Source organism: Pseudomonas sp. S150 (assembly GCF_004526365.1).
In the GTDB taxonomy this organism is placed as follows: domain Bacteria; phylum Pseudomonadota; class Gammaproteobacteria; order Pseudomonadales; family Pseudomonadaceae; genus Aquipseudomonas; species Aquipseudomonas putida_A.
The window spans coordinates 4,461,107-4,480,173 of record NZ_CP038207.1 but is presented as its reverse complement, the minus strand read 5'-3'; the positions used below and the strand labels follow the sequence as shown (position 1 = coordinate 4,480,173).

At 51.6% G+C, this 19,067-nt stretch carries 15 protein-coding genes and 2 pseudogenes; 4 read left to right on the top strand and 13 right to left on the bottom strand.

Features of this window, described 5'->3' with window-relative positions; genetic code table 11:
• Positions 1 to 60 precede the first annotated feature (60 nt).
• From E3Z29_RS20500 to E3Z29_RS20490, 3 genes are all read left to right on the top strand, one after another.
• Positions 61 to 303 (top strand): hypothetical protein, encoded by a 243-nt coding sequence (locus tag E3Z29_RS20500; RefSeq protein ID WP_098964563.1) that lies wholly within the window; start codon positions 61 to 63, stop codon positions 301 to 303.
• Positions 304 to 314: 11 nt separating this feature from the next.
• On the top strand, positions 315 to 497 hold the full coding sequence (locus E3Z29_RS20495) for a hypothetical protein (protein WP_134786777.1): 183 nt from the start codon (positions 315 to 317) through the stop codon (positions 495 to 497).
• An 85-nt stretch (positions 498 to 582) separates the two neighbouring features.
• Positions 583 to 1,167, top strand: coding sequence for a hypothetical protein (locus E3Z29_RS20490; RefSeq protein WP_134786776.1), 585 nt, complete (start codon positions 583 to 585; stop codon positions 1,165 to 1,167).
• Between the two features lie 329 nt (positions 1,168 to 1,496).
• Here the strand turns inward: E3Z29_RS20490 and E3Z29_RS20485 are convergent, their stop codons facing one another.
• Positions 1,497 to 2,303, bottom strand: coding sequence for a glycosyltransferase family 2 protein (locus E3Z29_RS20485; protein ID WP_098964560.1), 807 nt, complete (start codon positions 2,301 to 2,303; stop codon positions 1,497 to 1,499).
• 205 nt (positions 2,304 to 2,508) lie between these two features.
• Between E3Z29_RS20485 and E3Z29_RS20480 the strand changes: the two genes are divergently transcribed.
• Entirely contained in the window at positions 2,509 to 3,321 is an 813-nt protein-coding gene (locus E3Z29_RS20480; protein WP_134786775.1) for a VanW family protein, read from the top strand.
• A gap of 158 nt (positions 3,322 to 3,479) precedes the next feature.
• Here the strand turns inward: E3Z29_RS20480 and E3Z29_RS20475 are convergent.
• From E3Z29_RS20475 to tssI, 12 genes and pseudogenes are all read right to left on the bottom strand, one after another.
• Positions 3,480 to 4,741: pseudogene (locus tag E3Z29_RS20475) on the bottom strand (IS256 family transposase).
• A complete protein-coding gene (locus E3Z29_RS20470; protein WP_256662025.1) occupies positions 4,701 to 5,240 on the bottom strand; it encodes a hypothetical protein in 540 nt (179 codons plus the stop codon). Before E3Z29_RS20470 ends, E3Z29_RS20475 begins: the two are co-directional and overlap by 41 nt.
• Positions 5,233 to 5,625, bottom strand: coding sequence for an Imm50 family immunity protein (locus E3Z29_RS20465; RefSeq protein ID WP_134786774.1), 393 nt, complete (start codon positions 5,623 to 5,625; stop codon positions 5,233 to 5,235). The genes E3Z29_RS20470 and E3Z29_RS20465 overlap by 8 nt, the downstream gene beginning before the upstream one ends.
• Positions 5,626 to 6,002: 377 nt before the next feature.
• Positions 6,003 to 6,623, bottom strand: coding sequence for a hypothetical protein (locus tag E3Z29_RS20460; RefSeq protein ID WP_134786773.1), 621 nt, complete (start codon positions 6,621 to 6,623; stop codon positions 6,003 to 6,005).
• A 234-nt stretch (positions 6,624 to 6,857) separates the two neighbouring features.
• Positions 6,858 to 7,244, bottom strand: coding sequence for a hypothetical protein (locus E3Z29_RS20455; protein WP_134786772.1), 387 nt, complete (start codon positions 7,242 to 7,244; stop codon positions 6,858 to 6,860).
• 249 nt (positions 7,245 to 7,493) lie between these two features.
• Positions 7,494 to 7,964, bottom strand: a complete 471-nt coding sequence (locus E3Z29_RS20450; RefSeq protein ID WP_097088783.1) for a hypothetical protein — start codon at positions 7,962 to 7,964, stop codon at positions 7,494 to 7,496.
• Between the two features lie 333 nt (positions 7,965 to 8,297).
• Positions 8,298 to 8,630 carry a hypothetical protein gene (locus E3Z29_RS20445; RefSeq protein WP_045122541.1) on the bottom strand — a complete coding sequence of 111 codons (333 nt, stop codon included), beginning with the start codon at positions 8,628 to 8,630 and terminating at the stop codon, positions 8,298 to 8,300.
• Positions 8,631 to 8,632: 2 nt separating this feature from the next.
• Positions 8,633 to 10,834, bottom strand: a pseudogene (locus E3Z29_RS20440) (RHS repeat-associated core domain-containing protein); the annotation flags it as partial.
• 205 nt (positions 10,835 to 11,039) lie between these two features.
• The gene (locus E3Z29_RS20435) at positions 11,040 to 11,570 is read right to left on the bottom strand and encodes a CPCC family cysteine-rich protein (RefSeq protein WP_158547269.1); all 531 of its coding nucleotides are present in this window, start codon (positions 11,568 to 11,570) and stop codon (positions 11,040 to 11,042) included.
• A 1-nt stretch (position 11,571) separates the two neighbouring features.
• Positions 11,572 to 16,221: an RHS repeat-associated core domain-containing protein gene (locus tag E3Z29_RS20430; protein ID WP_256662024.1), complete on the bottom strand. Its 4,650-nt coding sequence runs from the start codon at positions 16,219 to 16,221 to the stop codon at positions 11,572 to 11,574.
• Positions 16,221 to 16,958: a DUF4123 domain-containing protein gene (locus E3Z29_RS20425; protein WP_134786771.1), complete on the bottom strand. Its 738-nt coding sequence runs from the start codon at positions 16,956 to 16,958 to the stop codon at positions 16,221 to 16,223. Before E3Z29_RS20425 ends, E3Z29_RS20430 begins: the two co-directional genes overlap by 1 nt.
• Entirely contained in the window at positions 16,948 to 18,990 is a 2,043-nt protein-coding gene (gene tssI, locus E3Z29_RS20420; RefSeq protein ID WP_134786770.1) for a type VI secretion system tip protein TssI/VgrG, read from the bottom strand. Before tssI ends, E3Z29_RS20425 begins: the two co-directional genes overlap by 11 nt.
• Positions 18,991 to 19,067 lie beyond the last annotated feature (77 nt).

The following is a 19,067-nucleotide window of genomic DNA, read 5'->3' as shown; positions in this document are numbered from 1 at the left end:
TCTACCACCCTCTACCGATCAATCCCGGCCCATTTCCGAGACCCGGCGAGGAGCCCGCCCATGAGCGACGACCTGCAACCCCCAGACCTCACCACCTGGCAGCGCCTGTTCGACGATCAGACCTACTGGCAGCAATCCCCCGACGCTCACTATTTCGACCTGCAACGCATTGCCGACGATCTGCTCGGCCAGGGCGCGATCGATCTGGAGCAGTGGCAGATCCTGCGCGCCAAGGCCGATGACCTGCATAAGAATTCGCCAGCCGTGAACGTTACCAATGAACTGGATGACCCTGACGCCTGAGGAGAACCACCATGAAACCCGTATCCCCCAGCGAACACCCCGACGAACCCCGGCCACCGGGAGAAACCGAGCGCGACAACGACGCGCTGCGCCCGACCGACCCCAAACAGCGCGAGGACAGCGGCAAGGGCACCACCAGTGGCGAGTCCACCGCGCAGGAGACCGCCGCGTCAGAAACGAAAGCCAAGCCCTGAACAGCGTCTATGCTCAGTGGCACATTCGGCGCCAAACAGACGTTGGCGCCGGTTGCTGCCATTCATTACAGGGAAAGTACCGCTTATGAAGCTCCACGCTCTGGCCAAGGCCATCACCCTCGCAACCGTCCTGTCCGCCACCAGCTTCGGCGCCATGGCGGCCGATATTCCGCTGTCCGCCACCGTCGAGGCCGATCAGGTCACCACCAAAGTGCTGGCCGTCGATGCAGCCAACCATCAGATGGTGCTGGAAGGCGCCGAAGGTCGTCAAGTTCACGTTCAGCTCAGCGACAAGGCGAAAAACCTCGCCAATCTTCAGGTCGGCGATCTGGTAAAAGTCGAAGTACAACGCTCAGTGGCGGCTTACCTCGATACCGATGTAGATAAAGGTCTGCCTGGCACCGTCGAGCGTAGCGGCGAGCTGCGCAACGCTCCGGGCACTGAAAACCCGGGCGGCGAGGCTTATCGCCAGATACAGGTGCAACTGAAAATCACCAAAATTGATTTGAAGAATAATCAGGTGACCCTGGAAAACCCTCAAGGTCAGTCGAAAATCCTCGACGTCAAAAAGCCTGAAATTCAGGCCAAGCTGAAAGATCTGAAAGTCGGGCAGAGCGTAGTTGTCACTTATACCGATGTATTAAAAGTGACCAGTCAGCATGAAAGCTGAGTATTAACTCTACAAGATGATTGTTCTTGTACAAATTATTGTATGAGAACAATCATCTGAAATGAGCTGAGCCGTGCTTTGAAAGTTTCACGAAAGGATTTCGTCGATAAATATCTATTAACTTTTTCGTACATAAAATTTACCTTTGTGTATGACGACATATCTGCCAACTTCTATTAAAATCCTTCCCGTTCGCCCAGTGTCAGGGCTCTTTACCGGTGCATGGATTGCCAGGCCATTACACTGGGCGAACACCTCTTCGGAGCGGATGTATACAATTTCAGATAAAAAAAGGGCGACTTTGCAGTCGCCCTTTTTTGTGTTCGCGATTATGCCGATGCCTGCCCCTCAAATCGTTTGAGGGTGGCTTCATACATCTTGGTGCGGCGGTGGTTTTTGCCGTACGTGCCGGCGGCGGCGACGGTTCCTGCCTGGATGTGATCCAGATAGCGGAAAATCTTGCGTGGTGACAGCAGCTTGATGCCATAGCCCAGACCGACCATTCGATCCTGCAGGGTATAACCGGGCACTCGGTCATCCATGCAAAAGTGCAGTCCATGGGACTTCATCAACTTGGCGTTCCACAAAGTGCAGAAACTCTTGAGGTGAGTTTCCCGATAAGGTTTCGGCTCTTTACTGCGCAAACCCAACGCAGTTTTCGCCCGGCGAATATAGTGTTTGCAAAATCGCGAAGTTAACCGCCAGGTGTCTCTCACGATCCCACGATTGATTTGTTCGACACACCCGACTGCGGCGATATCCGAAGTCCTAGTGCACTCGCGCAACATCATCGCGAAGACTTCCTTGTCGTAGACAAAGGTGTCGGTGTGCAGCAGAAACAGATAGTCGGTTTCAACTTTTTCCAGCGCCAGATCCAGCGCCTTGCCATGCGCAATATGTCCCGCTTCTTTGCCGGGGGAGGGACGTTCGATCAGATTGATCCAGTCCAGCGAACGCAAGTAATCCAGGCTGGCATCCGCCGAATCATTGTCCACCACCCAAACCGGAATGCGCTGCGCCCGGACGTGCTCGCGCAACAACTCCAGGCACATCCGGGTGATGTCCGGGGTTTTGTAATTTACCAATACAAGACTGAAATTCGACTGCGTAACGGCTGGTAAATCAAACTGGCTCATTCGGGAAGCTCATCCGCGGTTGATCGGCGACAGGTGTCTCTCGGGCCGGGATGCTAGCGACGCAAGCTTAGTTGAAGCTTAATTCGGCGTTCAGCAAACACGTCAAAGTGTGTCGAGCCAAGACACCTCGCGCGCGACGTACGCTAAACTGCGCACCCCTTTTGCACGCTTCAAGGAACAAACGGCGCCCGCCGTAGACTCACGGATGAAACCACTTTCCCTCTACCACCCGGCCCTGTACTGGCTGCGCGTGTGGCAAAAAAGACTGTTCCGCCAGATCGCCTGGCGTTGCTCCAGCAAAAGCTATTCGCGCCTTGTTGCCGACGCTGACCGTCTGCCATTCCGCTACCTCAAACACACCTCAAAACTCATCCGCAAACTCGGCGACTCCGACCTCGCCCTGCAACAAAGCAAAGTCATCAACCTGAAACTCGCCGTCGCCGCCATCGACGGCCTCATCATCGCCCCCGGCGAACACTTCTCCTTCTGCCGCCTCGTCGGCCGCCCAACCCGCAAACGCGGCTACGTCGAAGGCATGGAACTCTCCTTCGGCGAAGCGCGACGCGGTATCGGCGGCGGAATCTGCCAACTGAGTAACCTGATCCACTGGATGGCGATCCACTCACCGTTGATAGTCGTTGAACGCTCCAACCACAGCTTCGACCCATTCCCGGACGAGGGGCGAGTACTGCCATTCGGTTCCGGCGCGGCGATTTTCTACAACTACGTTGACCTGGTACTGCACAACCCGACGGATCGGAGTTTTCAGTTGAAGTTGAACGTGGGGGACACGCAGCTGGAGGGGGAGTTGTTGTGCGATCAGGTGCGGGAGTATCGGTATCACGTGTTTCAGGAAGGTCACCGGTTTGTGCGGGAGGGGGAGCGGGTGTATCGGGAGAATGAGATCTGGCGGGAAGTGCGGGAGAAGGGGCAGGTGGGGGAATTGGTGGAGCGGGTGAGGTTGTATCGGAATCGGGTGGTGGTTAAGTATGAGGTGATGGACGAGTTGATCGGGTAGGGCGCACAAATAGCTACGATGATATTGGCGCCCACTGATCAGTTTCTGAAATAGAGCTCATCCAGTTGGCGTTTGCGTATGGATAGATACTCTTCCCGAGAGTGTCAGATTTTTTGTGTGCGGGCCGGTAATGGCCTGCCGTCAGGCAGGCCTTCATTTCACCAGTTCGGCCTGATGAATCGGTCTCCATATAAAACCGCAAACTGATTCATGGCGCTTTTCCAGTCATGGGCGGGCGCTGCCCCAGTTGGCGGTGATGTTTTTCAGCGCCAGCCAGATCAGTTTTGTCGCCGCCTCATCGGTTGGAAAGTGGCCTCTTGTCTTGATGATCTTGCGTAACTGCGAATTGATGCTTTCGATCGCGTTGGTGGTGTAGATCACTTTGCGTATCGCGGGGTGGGAACACGAAAAATGGGATAACCCGCTCCCAGGCGCGTCTCCAAGCCGCCGCTATCGTCGGATACTGCTTGCCCCACGGCCCCGCTTCGAAGGCGTCCAGAGCCTGTTCGGCGACATCGGCATTGAGAGCTTGATAAATCGGCTTAAGGGCCTTGGCCAGTTCACGGCGCTTGTCCCACGCCGCGTAATCAAGGCTGTTGCGGATCAAATGGACGATGCATGTCTGCAGCGTTGTCTCTGGAAACACCGCACTCAAAGCCTCCGGCATACCTTTGAGCCCGTCAGTTACCGCGATCAGCACGTCTTCGACGCCCCGGGTTTTGAGGTCATTGAAGACCTTCATCCAGAACTTGGCACCTTCAGTGTTCTCGATCCAGATCCCCAAAATATCTCGGGTCCCATCCGGCAGCACGCCCAGAGCCAAGTAGATGGCCTTATTGCGAACCACGCCTTCGTCACGGATCTTGACCCGCAGAGCATCGAAGAAAATGACCGGATACATGGGCTCAAGCGGGCGTTGCTGCCAGGTACTGACTTCCTCCAGAACCGCATCGGTGACGGAGCTGATGAAGTCATGAGAGACATCTGTGCCGTACTGTTCCGAGAGGAAAGCACGAATCTCGCGAACGCTCATGCCACGGGCATACATGGCGATGATTTTGTCGTCGAAACCCGTGAAACGGCGCTCGTGCTTGGGGATCAGGATCGGGGCGAAACTGCCGTCGCGGTCTCTGGGAATATCCAGACGCAACGGGCCGTCTTCGGTCAGCACGGTCTTGCTGCTTCTGCCATTACGCTGATTACTCGAATCCTCAGGGCGCTCCGCGCCCTGAGGATAACCAAGGTGGTGCCCCATCTCGGCGCCAAGGGCTCGCTCGATCAGCGCTTTCTTAAACGCCATCGCGGCATCCTGAATAGCGTCGGCACTCATCGGGCCGCTGACGAACTGGTCGATCAGCTCTTGGGGAATGGAAGGAAGGTCACGCTGGGCCTCTCGGGCCGGTCTCTTTTTGGTCGGCATACATGCACCTCTGCGACATGTTATGCCCGAACACAAAATTTATGACACTCCCCTCTTCCCATACCTTGGGGAAGTCTTCATCTTTGGTCAGCGGGAAGGTCAGATAGATGTGCCTTCCAACCACACTGATGTATTGCCTCACACGCTTGAAGGCGGGTTGTTCGTAAGCTGCCACGCTTTCGTCATAGGCGTCATGGTAGTGATGGATGCTCACTCGGTGCGGGGCGATCATGCACCGCGAGAAATCGATCACCCAGCAGCTGTCAACGGCTGTGCTCAAATAACCGTGGACACCGTCGCTGGATAGACGAATGCACGAATTAGCCTGGGTGCCGTCGTCATCGTTGACCAAAATGATCTTGTCCGCGAAGTAATTGATATTTCTGCCGTCAGGTCCTTGCAGGAGCAAGCTCCAGCCTTCGGCTCCCATGCGGAATTCACCGTTGTTTTCGAAGGTGGCGATCCAGTTATTGGCGAGTGTGATTTGATGTTTATTCATGGGTGCTCATGTAAACCGAAGGGCCGCAAAGTAATGGGTATTTTGTTTTGAACTCCAATAGAGAGTTTTCATTTTCTGCACGGATTAAAAAATACTCGTCAATCTTCTCTATTTTGATAGTGAGGCTCTCTCGAGTAGGTATGTTTTTTAAGAGTAATTCCTTGACTCCGTTGCAGCTCAAGCCAATGCGGCAAGTGTTGAATCCCATCTTTATCCATTTTTCAGGTGCGGAGTCGGGGATTTCTGGGATATCGAATTCGAAGGTTATGTTAGGTCTGTTGTTGTCGATTGTTATTTGGAATAACTTTATCGTGCTAATTTTAATAGGTTTGGTGAACACTCTATTGAATAAGGTGTTGCCATCAAGTTCATTCCAGGTTTTCATTTTTTTTCCTTGAAGGGGTAGTGTTCTTTGGTGCCGGGGACCTTTCAGGTTCTAGTGTCATCGAAGGTAAAAGAGGCAAAAGGGCCAGATTTGTTTTCAATATCTTTTGGGTTGTCATAAATAATAAATCTGTCCCCTTTTGTCTCAATAGGAAGTAATAGTAAAGGTAATATGTCGAGGCAGGGGTCTAGTTTCATTGTTCATATTTCGGAAAGTATTTTGTTTCATTGTTTTTGAAAGCTCTATCGAGCGGTTGAGGTTTTTGTTGTGTGCACTGCAATTCTTTTATGTTGGCCAATTTCCTAGAGTGCTTCTTTGATTGAAAATCTCTGCAAGGAATTCTGAACAATTTTTCTTTCTCCCGATTCGCCACTATTTTATATTGAGTGCAATCGATAGCCTGCATCAAAATCGCATATGGTATGCAAATTGCTGTAGCTAATATCGAATATACCCTGAATTTCAGGTTGAACGCGATTTGCCTGTGAGTTTAATATCCCTACTGATTTCTGAAGTTCGTCGTATGTGGGTATATAAGTGTGGTTTGAAGCAGTGAAGTCGAGGGTTACTTTTTTTGGTGAGATGATGGCAAGGTTGATTAATAATTCAGGAGTTGAGAATGATCTTCCGCCGATATCGTATATTTTATCTTTGTTCTCTAATTTTGGGCCGTAAGATTCGTGCGTCAAGTAGCCACTGTCCTGGTTTAATAAGCGTATTAATTTTTCGTGACCTTTTATTTTTTCAAATGTGATGATGGCTTGCTTAATGACCAGGAAACCGTCCTCGTCCATCTTTTCTAGAAAGCTTGGGTTCTGGTTTTTTATTGAAGAAACTACCGATTTTTCTATTAAGTTAAGGACAAAATTAAATAGTTCTAGTTGGAATTTGTCTTGAATATTTTCGTTTGGAGGTATGTTTATATACGAGATAATTCCGCCTGCATTATCGAAGTCGATAGCGCCAAAGGATTCTGTAATGTCAATTGAAAAGTTCATTTTGCTCTCTCGATAAAAAATTGATCAAGTTTTTTTGAATCGATTTGGTTGCCATCAGTTGTTTTATGGTGTTTTGGGTTGAGTTTTGTTTATAAAGATATTCTTAGACCTAATTAATTTTTTGTTTTTAGTGATTTTTATGTATTTGTTTGCGTGAAAATGGGGCTGAAAAGGGGGCAGATTTATTTCCTTCAACGAAAACAATCCGCCCCTCTCCTCATTGCAGTTCAGCAACTAGAGAGGATATTCACACCGCCATGGAGTAGTGAAAAGTTCTGGATCGACGTTAAGCTTTTCAAGAAAGGCGTTGATTTCCGCTTCAGAGTTCATGGTTTCTATTTTTAAGATATTGATGTCTCGGTCGTCCACGCCGTCACTTGTTTCAAGTGTTTCGGTTGAGATTGTAAATATCACTGTTGCATATCGGAAATTTTTTGATTTATGGATGAAGTCATAATGGTTATATGGATCATTGGTAAAGGGGTATTTGTAAATGGCGTATACTGAAATCCATTTTCTTAGTGAAGGGTTTTCGGATTCTAGCTCTTGCGCAATGTTGTTGTAGCCTGTTCCGTCGAGCCCAAACCATACACTTCGTGGGATACATTTCTGGGTTGTCATTTTTCGACCCTAGAACCGATTTGGCCAATAAATTCGGATTATTTTTCAAAGCGGAAGGGAACAGATTTATTTTGATTGCTTTTTTGGGCTGCCTACACAAAAAATCTGTGCCCTTTATTCGTTTTTCTATCGTGTCGGGTGTTCGCTAATTTTAATGCGATATTTTTATGGGAGTAGCAGAGTTTTTAAACTTTGAATTCTTTAAATGGCTATCATCAGCTGTGCCGAAGTCCTGATCTGCATGTTTTTTCAAAGCTGTTCAAGATTAAGGGTGCATCCCTTTAGCTTTAATCGTTTGATTTTCTCATCAAATGTGTACTTTGGCAGATCTTTGTTTTTTAAATCGTACTGTTGCCTAAGCAGACGAAATAGTTTTCCTATATTTTTCTTGCTTCTCTCGTCAAGACTTTCGATTAAGTCGTAACTATTGCTCGATAAAAAGGCTATTTTATTTTTAAGTGTGTAGTAGGTGCTTATATTGGAGAATAATCCTTCGGCATCTGAATAATCTTCCTTCAAATATTTTGCGTAATCTTCAAATATCGATGTGAGTAAATTTTGTGCGGCTTTCTGATTTTTTAAAACGCTGCACATTTCCTGCCAGTTGCTAATAAAAAGATGGTCTCCCCAGTCGGAGCCTCGAGCAAAATATTGTCCATTTCCTTTAAAGAAATCAGATATTTCGTGAAGGTCTAAAGCAGTTTCAAAAGTGGTCTTCATTGAAGATTTTCCCAGTCATCGAAATTTTTCAATGAAAAATGGGGCGGATTTATTTTCTGAAAAGAAGGCCAAAGGGAGGGCGTTCAATCCCTTTTGATCAAAAAGTGGCAAGCTGAAGCAGTATAGGTATGCTCAGTTTCTTGGTGAGTGATTTCACCAGAAATAGAAATCCATTATTTTTTATAAATTGAAAGTGTTTATGTGTTTTTGTCATTCAGTTATATTGAGTTGCCATTTTTATCGAATAAAGAGTGGTTTTTTTCGATATTCTTTGAGTTGAGTATTAAATATGGATTTGTAGTTTTTATCAGTTTATATATTTCTGGGAAAAACTCAGAAGTAAAAAAACAATCCAGTATTATGTTTTATTGCTGATTCATTAAGCTTTAAGATTTTGTTTATTATTTCAGTGTTGGTGGTTTTTAATGCTTCTTGAAATATGTTGAGAGATGTTTGTAATTCTGAGATTCCTTGTATTTTTTCGTCTTCGTACTCGTCTATAAGTATTCCTAGTGTTGAGTTGATTTTTTCAATTGCTCCGGTCTTTACAAGGGTTGAGAATTCATCTTCGGAAAGAAAAATTTCTTCCAGATCTCCCGGTAAACATTCATCAAAGTCTAATCGATTCATTGCTTCCACGGTTACTGGCACTGAAATTGTTTTCACTTCTATGGTTCCTTGTTAAAGTGCGTAACTTCGTTGTATTCGCTTTGCGATCTGCCTGTTTGCTTTCCGTTCGGAAGCGTTTTGTTGCTAGGTACAATTCCGTCAAGGTTCAGATATTTACGTTTTCCGGGAAGTGAGGGGTCGTAAACTCTAAAATAGTTTCCATTCATGTCTTCTACTACTTCTACTCCGTTTTGAGGGTTTTTGTATATTTTCTTACCCTTATCAGTGGTGCTGATTATAGGATTGTTGCCGGCGAATTTTTCCACAGCATTATTTAAATTTGCTTTAGGCCAATTTGCAGAGTATTGAGCAGCTCGAGCTGCGCCTCCTGTCTCAGGTGCTTTTTGATCGCCCTCATTTACTTGTGGTTTTGTTGCAGCATCGTCAGCCCCCACTCCAGGCGTACAATTCTCGCCGCCTGGACAAGTACTCAGACCAAGCGGATCCACCCAACCCGTAGGATTAGGCACGTACTGATAGTTGTTCAACCCACCCGCGAGCTTGATCGGATCCGGCGTCAAAAACCGCCCAGTGCCCGGATTGTAGTAGCGGTGCCGGTTGTAATGTAACCCCGTCTCGGCATCGAAGTACTGACCTTGGAAGCGCAGCGGATTATCAATCTCGCTGACGTCCAGCGCGGCGAGGTTACCGTAGGCGCGGTACTTCGCCGACCACATGATCTCGCCGCTGTAATCTGTGAGTTCTTGCGGCGTGCCGAGGTGATCAAGCTGATAGTAGAACGGCGTAGCTTTGCGTGGACCTTCGCCGTCGAGCATTGCCAGAGGGCGGAAGCTGCCAGGTTCGTAAATGTAGCTGCGGTAGCGGTTTTCCGCGCTTTCAGCGATCAATCGTTCGCCTTGCCACAGAAACTCGGTAGTGTGGCCGTCGACGGTTTTTTCGATACGGCGACCAAAGGCGTCGTATTTGTAGGATGCGGTACTGCCGCCCGGCAGGCTGACGCCGATGAGGCGGTGCTGGCAGTCGTAGCGGTATTCGGTGACGAGTTTCTGGCCGGCACCACGGCGTTCGCGGATCAGGTTGCCGTAGGCATCGTAGTCGTAATGGCGGTCGCCCTGCATCAGCAGGCGGTTGCCTTTGACGTTGGCCAGGTTCGCTGTGCCTTCGTTGTTTTGACCCAGCAGGTTACCGGCCGGATCATGGGCGAAGCTTTCCGGTGTGGCGCCGCGCACGCTGATGAGTCGGTCGAGCGGGTCGTAGTGGTAGCTGCGCTTGCCTTTGCGGCTGTCATCGATACCGGCGAGATTGCCGTTGGCGTCGTAGTTGTATCGACGCTGAAACAGGTTCTTGTCTCGCTGGCCGACTGTGTGGGCTTGCAAGCGACCCTGCTCATCGTACTGGTATTGGCTGAGCAGCAGACCTTGTTGGCGTTGCTGTTCGCGGCCGGCGCTGAACTGGTGAGCGGTCAGACGTGAGCCGTTGAGGTCGATGCTGCTCAGACGCCCGCCGGGCAGGTGACGGTAATCGAGCGTACTGCCATCTGGCAGGCGGCAGTGGCTCAATTGGCCGACGCTGTCGTACTCATATCGCGTCGTGCCCCAGCCCTGGTGCTCGGTGATCAGGCGGTCCTGCACGTCGTATTCGTAGGCGAGCGGCCAATGGCCGTCGTCGACGTTTATCAGGCGGCCCAGTGCGTCGTAGCTGTAGTGAATCTCTTCGCTATGGGGAAGTGTCTTGACCAGCAAACGGCCAGCGGCATCGCGTTGGTATTCGGTAACGAGTTCGCTGCCGTCATCACCGTACTCGGTTTTCTTCAGCAACTGGCCATTAAGATCGTATTCGTAAGCCGTGCGGCGACCGTCGAAACCGGTCTCCTGCTGGATCAGGCCGTTCGAGTAATAGTCGAGTTGATAGCGTTCACCGCGCTCGTTCTCGATCTCGGTGAGGTTGAGTTGCGAGTTGTCGTAGCGATAGCGCAGTTGGCTGCCGTCCGGATTGATGCGGCGGCTGACAAGGTGCAGGTTGTCGGCGTATTCGTAGCGAGTGATGCGGCCGAGTTCGTCACGTTCGGCGGTGACGTTGCCATAGGCGTTGTAGGTGAAGGCACGTGTTGCGCTGTGCTAGGCGGTTGGCCGCATTCCGTTGGTATTGGGTGATGGCGCGGATTCTTCCTTACGAGTGATCTGACGACCCAGTGCGTCGTAGCGATACTTCCGTTGACCTCCGTCCGGCAGACGCTCTTCCGGAAAAAGGGGACGGATCTGTTTCTGAAAAAGCGGCTAGAACAGGGGGATTTTCACTCCCTTTTGAATCAAAAAAGGGGGGCAAGCCGGAAAATAAACCTGTCCCCTTAGTCCCCCTTAGTCTCGTCTGTAAGGTCGGTGACCTGATTACTTCGCCATAGTCGCAATTTCGACTATCCACACACGCGAATGACTCATCTCAACGTTATTCTTTCACCCATTTATCCAAAGGAAGTTTCTCAGTTTTTTTTGCAAACAATTCTTTTGCTTCCCGAAGAGTCATGTGGTTTGGGCCGCTATAAGTGTCAAGGTTGCTAGTTCCATTGTCTTCCCATTTGCATAGGTCGCAAATTTCATAATTACCAAGCACTGAAAGCGTGCGGTATTTACAGCACGGGCAAGGCATCAGAGTTTCAATTTCTCCAGATACCTCGTACTCTCCAATATTCAATTGTTTTAATTTTTTTGATAAGAATACGTTTGTTACGCCTTTATAGCTTGATGTTAGGGCAAGCAAGATAAGTTCGTCATATTTTTTATCATCGATGTCGCTAGGTAGATCGTCCCCGCTAGCAATAAGGCTCTGCAGCTGCTCTGATAGTGTGAAGAATTCAGGATTGCTCTCATCAATACTCCACCAATCGAGGAGATGAGATTCTCGCTCGTCATGGTCAAGCAAAATCAAAATTGCCTTTGAGATTTTTTTTATAGCATCGTGTCGATCAATTTTGGTCATTTTATAAACCCTTAGCCAATTCAATGGCGGATTGGAAGGCGTCGGCGCTTCTACCATCATCTCTATAAAATGTTCTAATTTCTCTGGATTTCAAGTGTCCAACAAATATTCTTCCAGTTGCTGGGTCATGTTTGATTACAAAATTTCCGACATTCGTTTCGTTAAAGCTTCCTGATTCTTTCGAGAATTCTTTCGCCTGTTTTAAGTATTCAGTTTGGCTTATGTTTCCGAATTCTTTTTGATCAATTACATGCTTTTGATAATGAGGTTGCAACTTCCCAGAAGAAAATCCCTTCCAATTGACAGATGCGGCCGCCGTTGGAACCTGCGCATCTCCTTGATTTACTCTGGCTTTGTCCTCAGGCGCCTCAGCGCCTTGGCCAGGGATGCATTTATCTCCGCCAGGACAAGTGTTCAGACCAAGCGGATCTACCCAACCCGTAGGATTAGGCACGTACTGATAGTTGTTCAACCCACCCGCGAGCTTGATCGGATCCGGCGTCAAAAACCGCCCAGTGCCCGGATTGTAGTAGCGGTGCCGGTTGTAATGTAACCCCGTCTCGGCATCGAAGTACTGACCTTGGAAGCGCAGCGGATTATCAATCTCGCTGATGTCCAGCGCGGCGAGGTTACCGTAGGCGCGGTACTTCGCCGACCACATGATCTCGCCGCTGTAATCTGTGAGTTCTTGCGGCGTGCCGAGGTGATCAAGCTGATAGTAGAACGGCGTAGCTTTGCGTGGACCTTCGCCGTCGAGCATTGCCAGAGGGCGGAAGCTGCCAGGTTCGTAAATGTAGCTGCGGTAGCGGTTTTCCGCGCTTTCAGCGATCAATCGTTCGCCTTGCCACAGAAACTCGGTAGTGTGGCCGTCGACGGTTTTTTCGATACGGCGACCAAAGGCGTCGTATTTGTAGGATGCGGTACTGCCGCCCGGCAGGCTGACGCCGATGAGGCGGTGCTGGCAGTCGTAGCGGTATTCGGTGACGAGTTTCTGGCCGGCACCACGGCGTTCGCGGATCAGGTTGCCGTAGGCATCGTAGTCGTAATGGCGGTCGCCCTGCATCAGCAGGCGGTTGCCTTTGACGTTGGCCAGGTTCGCTGTGCCTTCGTTGTTTTGACCCAGCAGGTTACCGGCCGGATCATGGGCGAAGCTTTCCGGTGTGGCGCCGCGCACGCTGATGAGTCGGTCGAGCGGGTCGTAGTGGTAGCTGCGCTTGCCTTTGCGGCTGTCATCGATACCGGCGAGATTGCCGTTGGCGTCGTAGTTGTAGCGACGCTGAAACAGGTTCTTGTCTCGCTGGCCGACTGTGTGGGCTTGCAAGCGACCCTGCTCATCGTACTGGTATTGGCTGAGCAGCAGACCTTGTTGGCGTTGCTGTTCGCGTCCGGCGCTGAACTGGTGAGCGGTCAGGCGAGAGCCATTGAGGTCGATGCTGCTCAGACGTCCGCCGGGCAGGTGACGGTAGTCAAGTTTGCTGCCATCGGGCAGGCGGCAGTGGTTCAGTTGGCCGACGCTGTCATATTCGTAACGTGTGGTGCCCCAGCCTTGGTGTTCAGTGATCAGGCGATCTTGCACATCGTATTCGTAGGCGAGTGGCCAATTGCCGTCGTCGACATTTACCAGACGACCCAGTCCGTCGTAGCTGTAGTGAATCTCTTCGCCATCGGCGAGGATTTTTACCAACAGGCGGCCAGAAGCATCGCGCTGGTATTCGGTAACGAGTTCGCTGCCGTCATCGCCGAATTCGGTTTTCTTGACCAACTGGCTGTTGAGGTCGTACTCGTAGGCAGTGCGACGACCGTCGAAGCCGGTTTCCTGTTGGATCAGGCCGTTGGCGTAGTAGTCGAGGTGATATTGCTCGCCGCGCTCGTTCTCTATTTCGGTAAGCAGCAGTCCCGCATTGTCGTAGCGGTAGCGCAGTTGGCTGCCGTCCGGATTGATGCGACGACTGACAAGATGCAGGTTGTCAGCATATTCGTACTGGGTAATGCGCCCAAGTTCGTCTCGCTCGGCGGTGACGCGACCATACGGGTTATAGGTGAAGGCACGGCTGGCGCCACCGGGTAGGATCACCTGAATCAGACGGTCAACGGCATCCCATTGGTATTGAGTAATGGCGCCCGTTTCATCTTGGCGAGTGATTTGCCGCCCAAGTGCATCGTAACGGTATTTACGTTTCCCACCATCCGGTAACTGCTCTTCAAGCAATTCGCCGAGGTTGTTCCAACCTAACCTATGGCGGCTGCCATCCTGGTTTAGAATCTCTAAAAGACGACCTTGATCATCGTAAGAGTAATACGTTGAATTACCGTCGGGATCAATTTGTTGAGTGATATCACCTTGTTTGTTTCGTATATATTTCCAGATCGCATCGCCACGACGAACTTCGGACACAAAGCCGAATTTGTAGTCGTAAAGTGTAGGTGTGTCCTCTGGCGGAATTACTGCTTCCAATCGACCCGCGTCGTTGTACTGGTATTCCGTGATTGCGCCTAATGGATTCTTTTCGGCAACAAGACGGCCCTTTTCGTCGTAGATGTTGCTGTGTTCCGCTCCACCCGGTTCGACTTTGCTGATGAGTCTGGCGTGATCGTCATGAGTGTAGATTTCCTCACTGCCATCAGCGTTAGTAACAGTGACGCTTCCATTATCGTCCCAAGTATAGCGGGCATCCATCTGTGTAAAGTTTGCCCAATGATGGATGCATCGAGAGGATTTTCCTTCGTTCTCCCATTCCCAGAAGAAGCTCGCACCACCAGCTAGTTGCCTTTCGAGAATTACGTTTTGGTGGTTATAGGAATAAAGCTCACTTTCACCCGCGGCGTTTTTCGCTTCCACGAGGCGACTGTGCTCGTCGTATCGATAAGTGACAAGTGTTTGAATGGTGGCCCAAGCATCTTCCAGGTTGTCTGCAGGGATGAACTGCTGATAATCGACAGATACAATATGCTTGCGATCATAGCGAATTAATAATGCTCGTCCCGCACCGTTATCTACACGTTTGATTCGTCCATGAATATCGCGAGTAATATGAAGCCGATTACGATACCGGTCAGTAATTGCAATAAGTGTTGCGCCTTCGCTGTTGTACCTGAAGTGATAGAACAGCGGGCGCTCGCCTGCCTGGGTCAGAATGAGTTCAGATGGATCATCACCAATAAAGATAGCCGCTTTTGCTAGGCTATTGGTTATTGCTGACCGTTGTTCGCTAGGAAGCGGAAAGTTGGTGATGCGATTTTCATGATCTGTCCAGACAATCCCGTCGTCATTCACTTGGACTCGCTGCGCAAGAGCGTGACTCCACCCGTAACCTAGTCCACAGTCTACTTCTGCTGCGCTAGTACGATATAGGCGGGTCCATTCGAATGGAAACAGTCCATTTAACTGGCCGTCAGTAAGCGTTAGCAGTTCCTCCCCTGTAACCATCGATACTGGGCAGCCGTTAACACAAGTTTCCCTGGTGCAGGCGACGTTTTTATCGTCGTGGTTGGTTGACTGTTTTGATTTGTCATCAACATGCTCTGAACTGCCAACTTTTGCATGGTCTTGTCGGTCCCAGCCAAGTTTGACCTTGCCCTTTTCAAAAGTCCCAGCGATCGCCCTTGTAGCGAGTTTTTTGTAGTGCTCGATCGTTTCCATGAACTTTTTAACAATACTGAATATGGATTTTACAAACCCAGAGACAGCTTCGATAACTCTTGCACCGTAGTTAACCAGGCGCACGCCGAGGTAGGCAATACCTGAGCCCTCTGCAGCGAACGTGAGAACGATCGCCAGAAGAATATCTATTAAAATAGTTACGATGGCGCTGGATATTTGTTCTGCGGTTTTTCCGGATATTACGCTGGGAGGGAGTTGTAGTAGCCAGATTCCTGACGCCTTCAGAATAAGAAAAAGTGCCGCTTGGTCGCTGGCTAGCAACATCAGCTTTTCCATCATCGCTGGTGTTTCTTTCGCTAGTCTCAACAAATCGCTCGCGCTTTCTCCCAATTCCTTTGCGAATTGTTTCGGATCCTTCAGGATCTCAAAGATTCGCTTAATGCCGTCAAATGCTGCCTTGATCGCCTCCCAACTTCCAATGAGCGTTCCCTTCATCTGGGCGAGGTAGGGGGAGGCAAGTGTTTCCTTCGGCCAAAGTGGTCTGTATTTTCTCCATTCTAAGTCGAGCCAGTCTTTTAACTGTGCGGTGAACCCGTCGTAGGAGCTAAATAGCTGATTTAGCTGATTTTTTGTTACTGAGCTTTGTACCCGAACGAAGTATTTTTTTCCTGGTACGCCCTTGTAAACACCTTTTCCATCAGCATCGAGAGTGATAGAAGTTGCTGTGCCGCCTTCTTTGGGAGTGACCTCGACCGTTATATTGCCAACGGGAATGTCGTTGACGGAGACAAACTTACTTTCGATCAGCAGTCTGCCATCCTTGGGGCACTGTGCAACCGTGGATTCGAACTCATCGTCTTTCACACTGACAGTAGCGTTCGCGCTCCCGAGCTTGATGGATCTGCTCAACCCAAAAAATGCTGGTCTATCGAGAAATTGAGGCCCCTTGTCCAGCCATTCCGCATATTTGCTTTCAGTCAGTTCTCGGTAGTCCTTCAAACTGTCCGGGAAGGTAGAGAGTTGTTTATCAACAAAGGCAACGCGATCCATCAGCCTTGCTCCAGAATCAGGTGGTTTAACAGTGCTTCTTTAAGGTTTTTCGGCGCATCCGGGCGGCGCACGAAACGGCTGACTTTCAGCTTCAGGTTGTTCTCAGGCCAAGCGTTGTAAATGTCCGGGCGGTCTTCTTCCAGCCACTGCATAAGGTTGCTGATCAGTGTCGTCGGGTTGTCCTTGGCTAAGCCATCCAGCAAATCCTTCGGCACCTCCCACCACGGCCAATCCTTCACCTTCGGCAACACCCGTGTCCCAACCTCCAGCGTCTGCCCATTAATCAAATACCGCTCAAACACCGGCATTACTTCCCCAGCCTTCTCCCCAATCCCCTTCAGAATCGGGTAGATATGCCGCCCATCCCAGAAGCGGAAAAACACCTCGGTCCCGTCCGGCATCTTCACCTGGGTCAGGCTGCGCAGGTGTTCGAACACCTCGTTCGGTTCGGCGCGTGAGACCGCCAGCCAGCCCCAATCGAGGGCGTCGGTTTCGGCGATCCAGGGCAGGAATGCCGAGTTCGGTTTGAGTTCGGTGACGTAGGGCATCACCGGTTGCCAGGTGGAGTAGGGCGTGCCGCCCCAGATCGGCAGGAGCTGGGCGGTGGGTTCGGTCAGGTACAGGGTTTTCAGCGCGTCGGCATCGCTTGCTGCGCTGACGATCAGGTACAGGCGCTCGCCAGTCTGCAGCGGCTGTTGTGCCAGCCAATCCTTGGGTGTCAGTCGATCAGATGGCACAGGCACCTGCCTTGCATTTTTCGCATTCTTCGCAGAACGGCGCGTTGCGTTTGAGGGTATTGATCTGGGCCGGGGTCAGGACCTGGCCGGCCTTGTCAGCGTCGGCCTGTTTCAGGATGCCGGGCATCAGCGGGGCGGCGCCGGTGCCGCTGCCTGGGCTGCCGCCGGAGTTCATGTTGATCACCGGGCCGCTCATGGTCACGCCGCCGGCGTCGATCTTGATGAAGCTGCCGCCGCCGATCAGGGTCAACTCGGCGCCGGCTTCGAGCACGACTTTCATGCCGCTGCTCAGGTGGATTTCCTGGCCGGCGTCGATGAATTGGCCGGTGCCGATCTTGATGTGCTGGTTCACGCCCACGGTCAGGTGGTCGTTGGCGCGGGCCTCGACTTTGCGGTCGGCGTAGACGGTGTGGTGTTCTTCGGCCTTGAACTCGGTGTAGCTGTTTTGCTCGACGGTGTCGTGGCGTTCGTTGCCGACGCGGATTTTCTGGTCGTGCTCGATGTTTTCGTCCCAGTCGCGCTGGGCGTGCAGGTAGATCTGCTCCTGACCTTTCTTGTCTTCGATGCGCAGTTCGTTGTAACCGCCACCGCCCATCGAGCTCAGGGTCTTGAAGGTGCTGCGGGTCTTGTTCGCCGGCAGCGCGTAGGGGACGGTGTTTTCCTTGTGGTACAGGCAGCCGCTGATCAGCGGTTGATCGGGGTCGCCTTCAAGGAAGGTGACCAGCACTTCCATGCCGATACGCGGGATGGCGATGCCGCCGTACTGGGCGCCGGCCCAAGCGCTGGAGACACGCAGCCAGCAGCTGGTCTTGTCGTCGGCCTGGCCTTCGCGGTCCCAGTGGAATTGCACTTTGACGCGGCCGTACTGGTCGCAGTGGATCTCTTCACCTCTGGGGCCGGTGACCACGGCGCTCTGGCTGCCGAGGATGCGCGGTTTCGGGTGGCGCAACGGTGGTCGGTTGGGTACGTCCCACGGCGTTGCCTGGAAGCGGTTGCGATAGCCCTGGTGGAAGTCATCTTTCAGCGCGGTGGTGTCGCTGGTCACCGACTCTTCCAGCACTTGCGGTTGCTTGCCTTCGTGGAGGACTTCGGTGAGCAGCCACAGGTCGTTCCATTTGGCCTTCGGGTGCTCGGTCAGGGCAAGGAAATGGCCGCTGACCAGCAGCGGTTGATCGCTCTTGCCTTCGGCGAGCTGGAAGTCGCTGCGGTGACGTTCGAGGGCGCGTTTGGCCAAGTGCTTGCCGCGCTCGCGGTCGATGAAGCGGCCCGGGTAGTCGTAGTCTTCGAGATCGGGCAGGGCGTCGCCGCGGTTTTCGCTTTCCAGGGTCAGGCGTGGTTTTTCGAAGTCGTAATCGCGGCGCGTGGTGCGGCTGGTGCGGGTTTCCAGGCGCAGGTCGAAACGCTTGATCACCGGGTTGCTGGCGACCATGCCGGAGTCTTGCTGGTAGGCCACAGGCTGGAGTTTCGGGAACACCGTCTGGTCATCGCCGAACACCAGCTTGTGCGCCGTGGCGCTGTGCTGGAAGTGGTAGTGAATACCTTCCTCCTCGCACAGACGCTGGATGAAATGCAGGTCCGATTCATCGTATTGCACGCAGTAGATGCGCTCGGGATAGATCGAACCGGTCTTGAACTCGTAGGCGTTGCTCTGGATGCCGTGCTCTTCGAGGACCATGCCGATGATTTTCGGCACCGTGAGGTTCTGGAAGATCCGTTGGTTGACGCGGTGCGCCAGGTACGACAATTGCGGGCGCAGGGTCACCGAATAACGGGTCAGGCGCTTGCCGGAATCGCCTTGCGCGGCGCGGTAGATCTGGCCGTGGATGCCGCTGCCATCGGGCGACAGCTGCAGAAAGGCCGGTTTGTGCAGCAGGGTTTCGAGGTCCAGCGACGGCTGCTCACTGACCAGCTCCACCTCGAACACAAAAGGCTGGCTGATGGCTTCCCGGCCGGTCAGGGTGAATACCTGAAAATCGGCGGAGAGCCCTTCGATGGTCAGGGCAAAGTGGGTTTCATTGGCCGGCGCGAACATCCCTTGTTCCTCGTGCTGTACAGCGGCGTTCGTCGACAACCGCAAGGCGGTTCAACGCACGCGAAATTCTGGAGGGG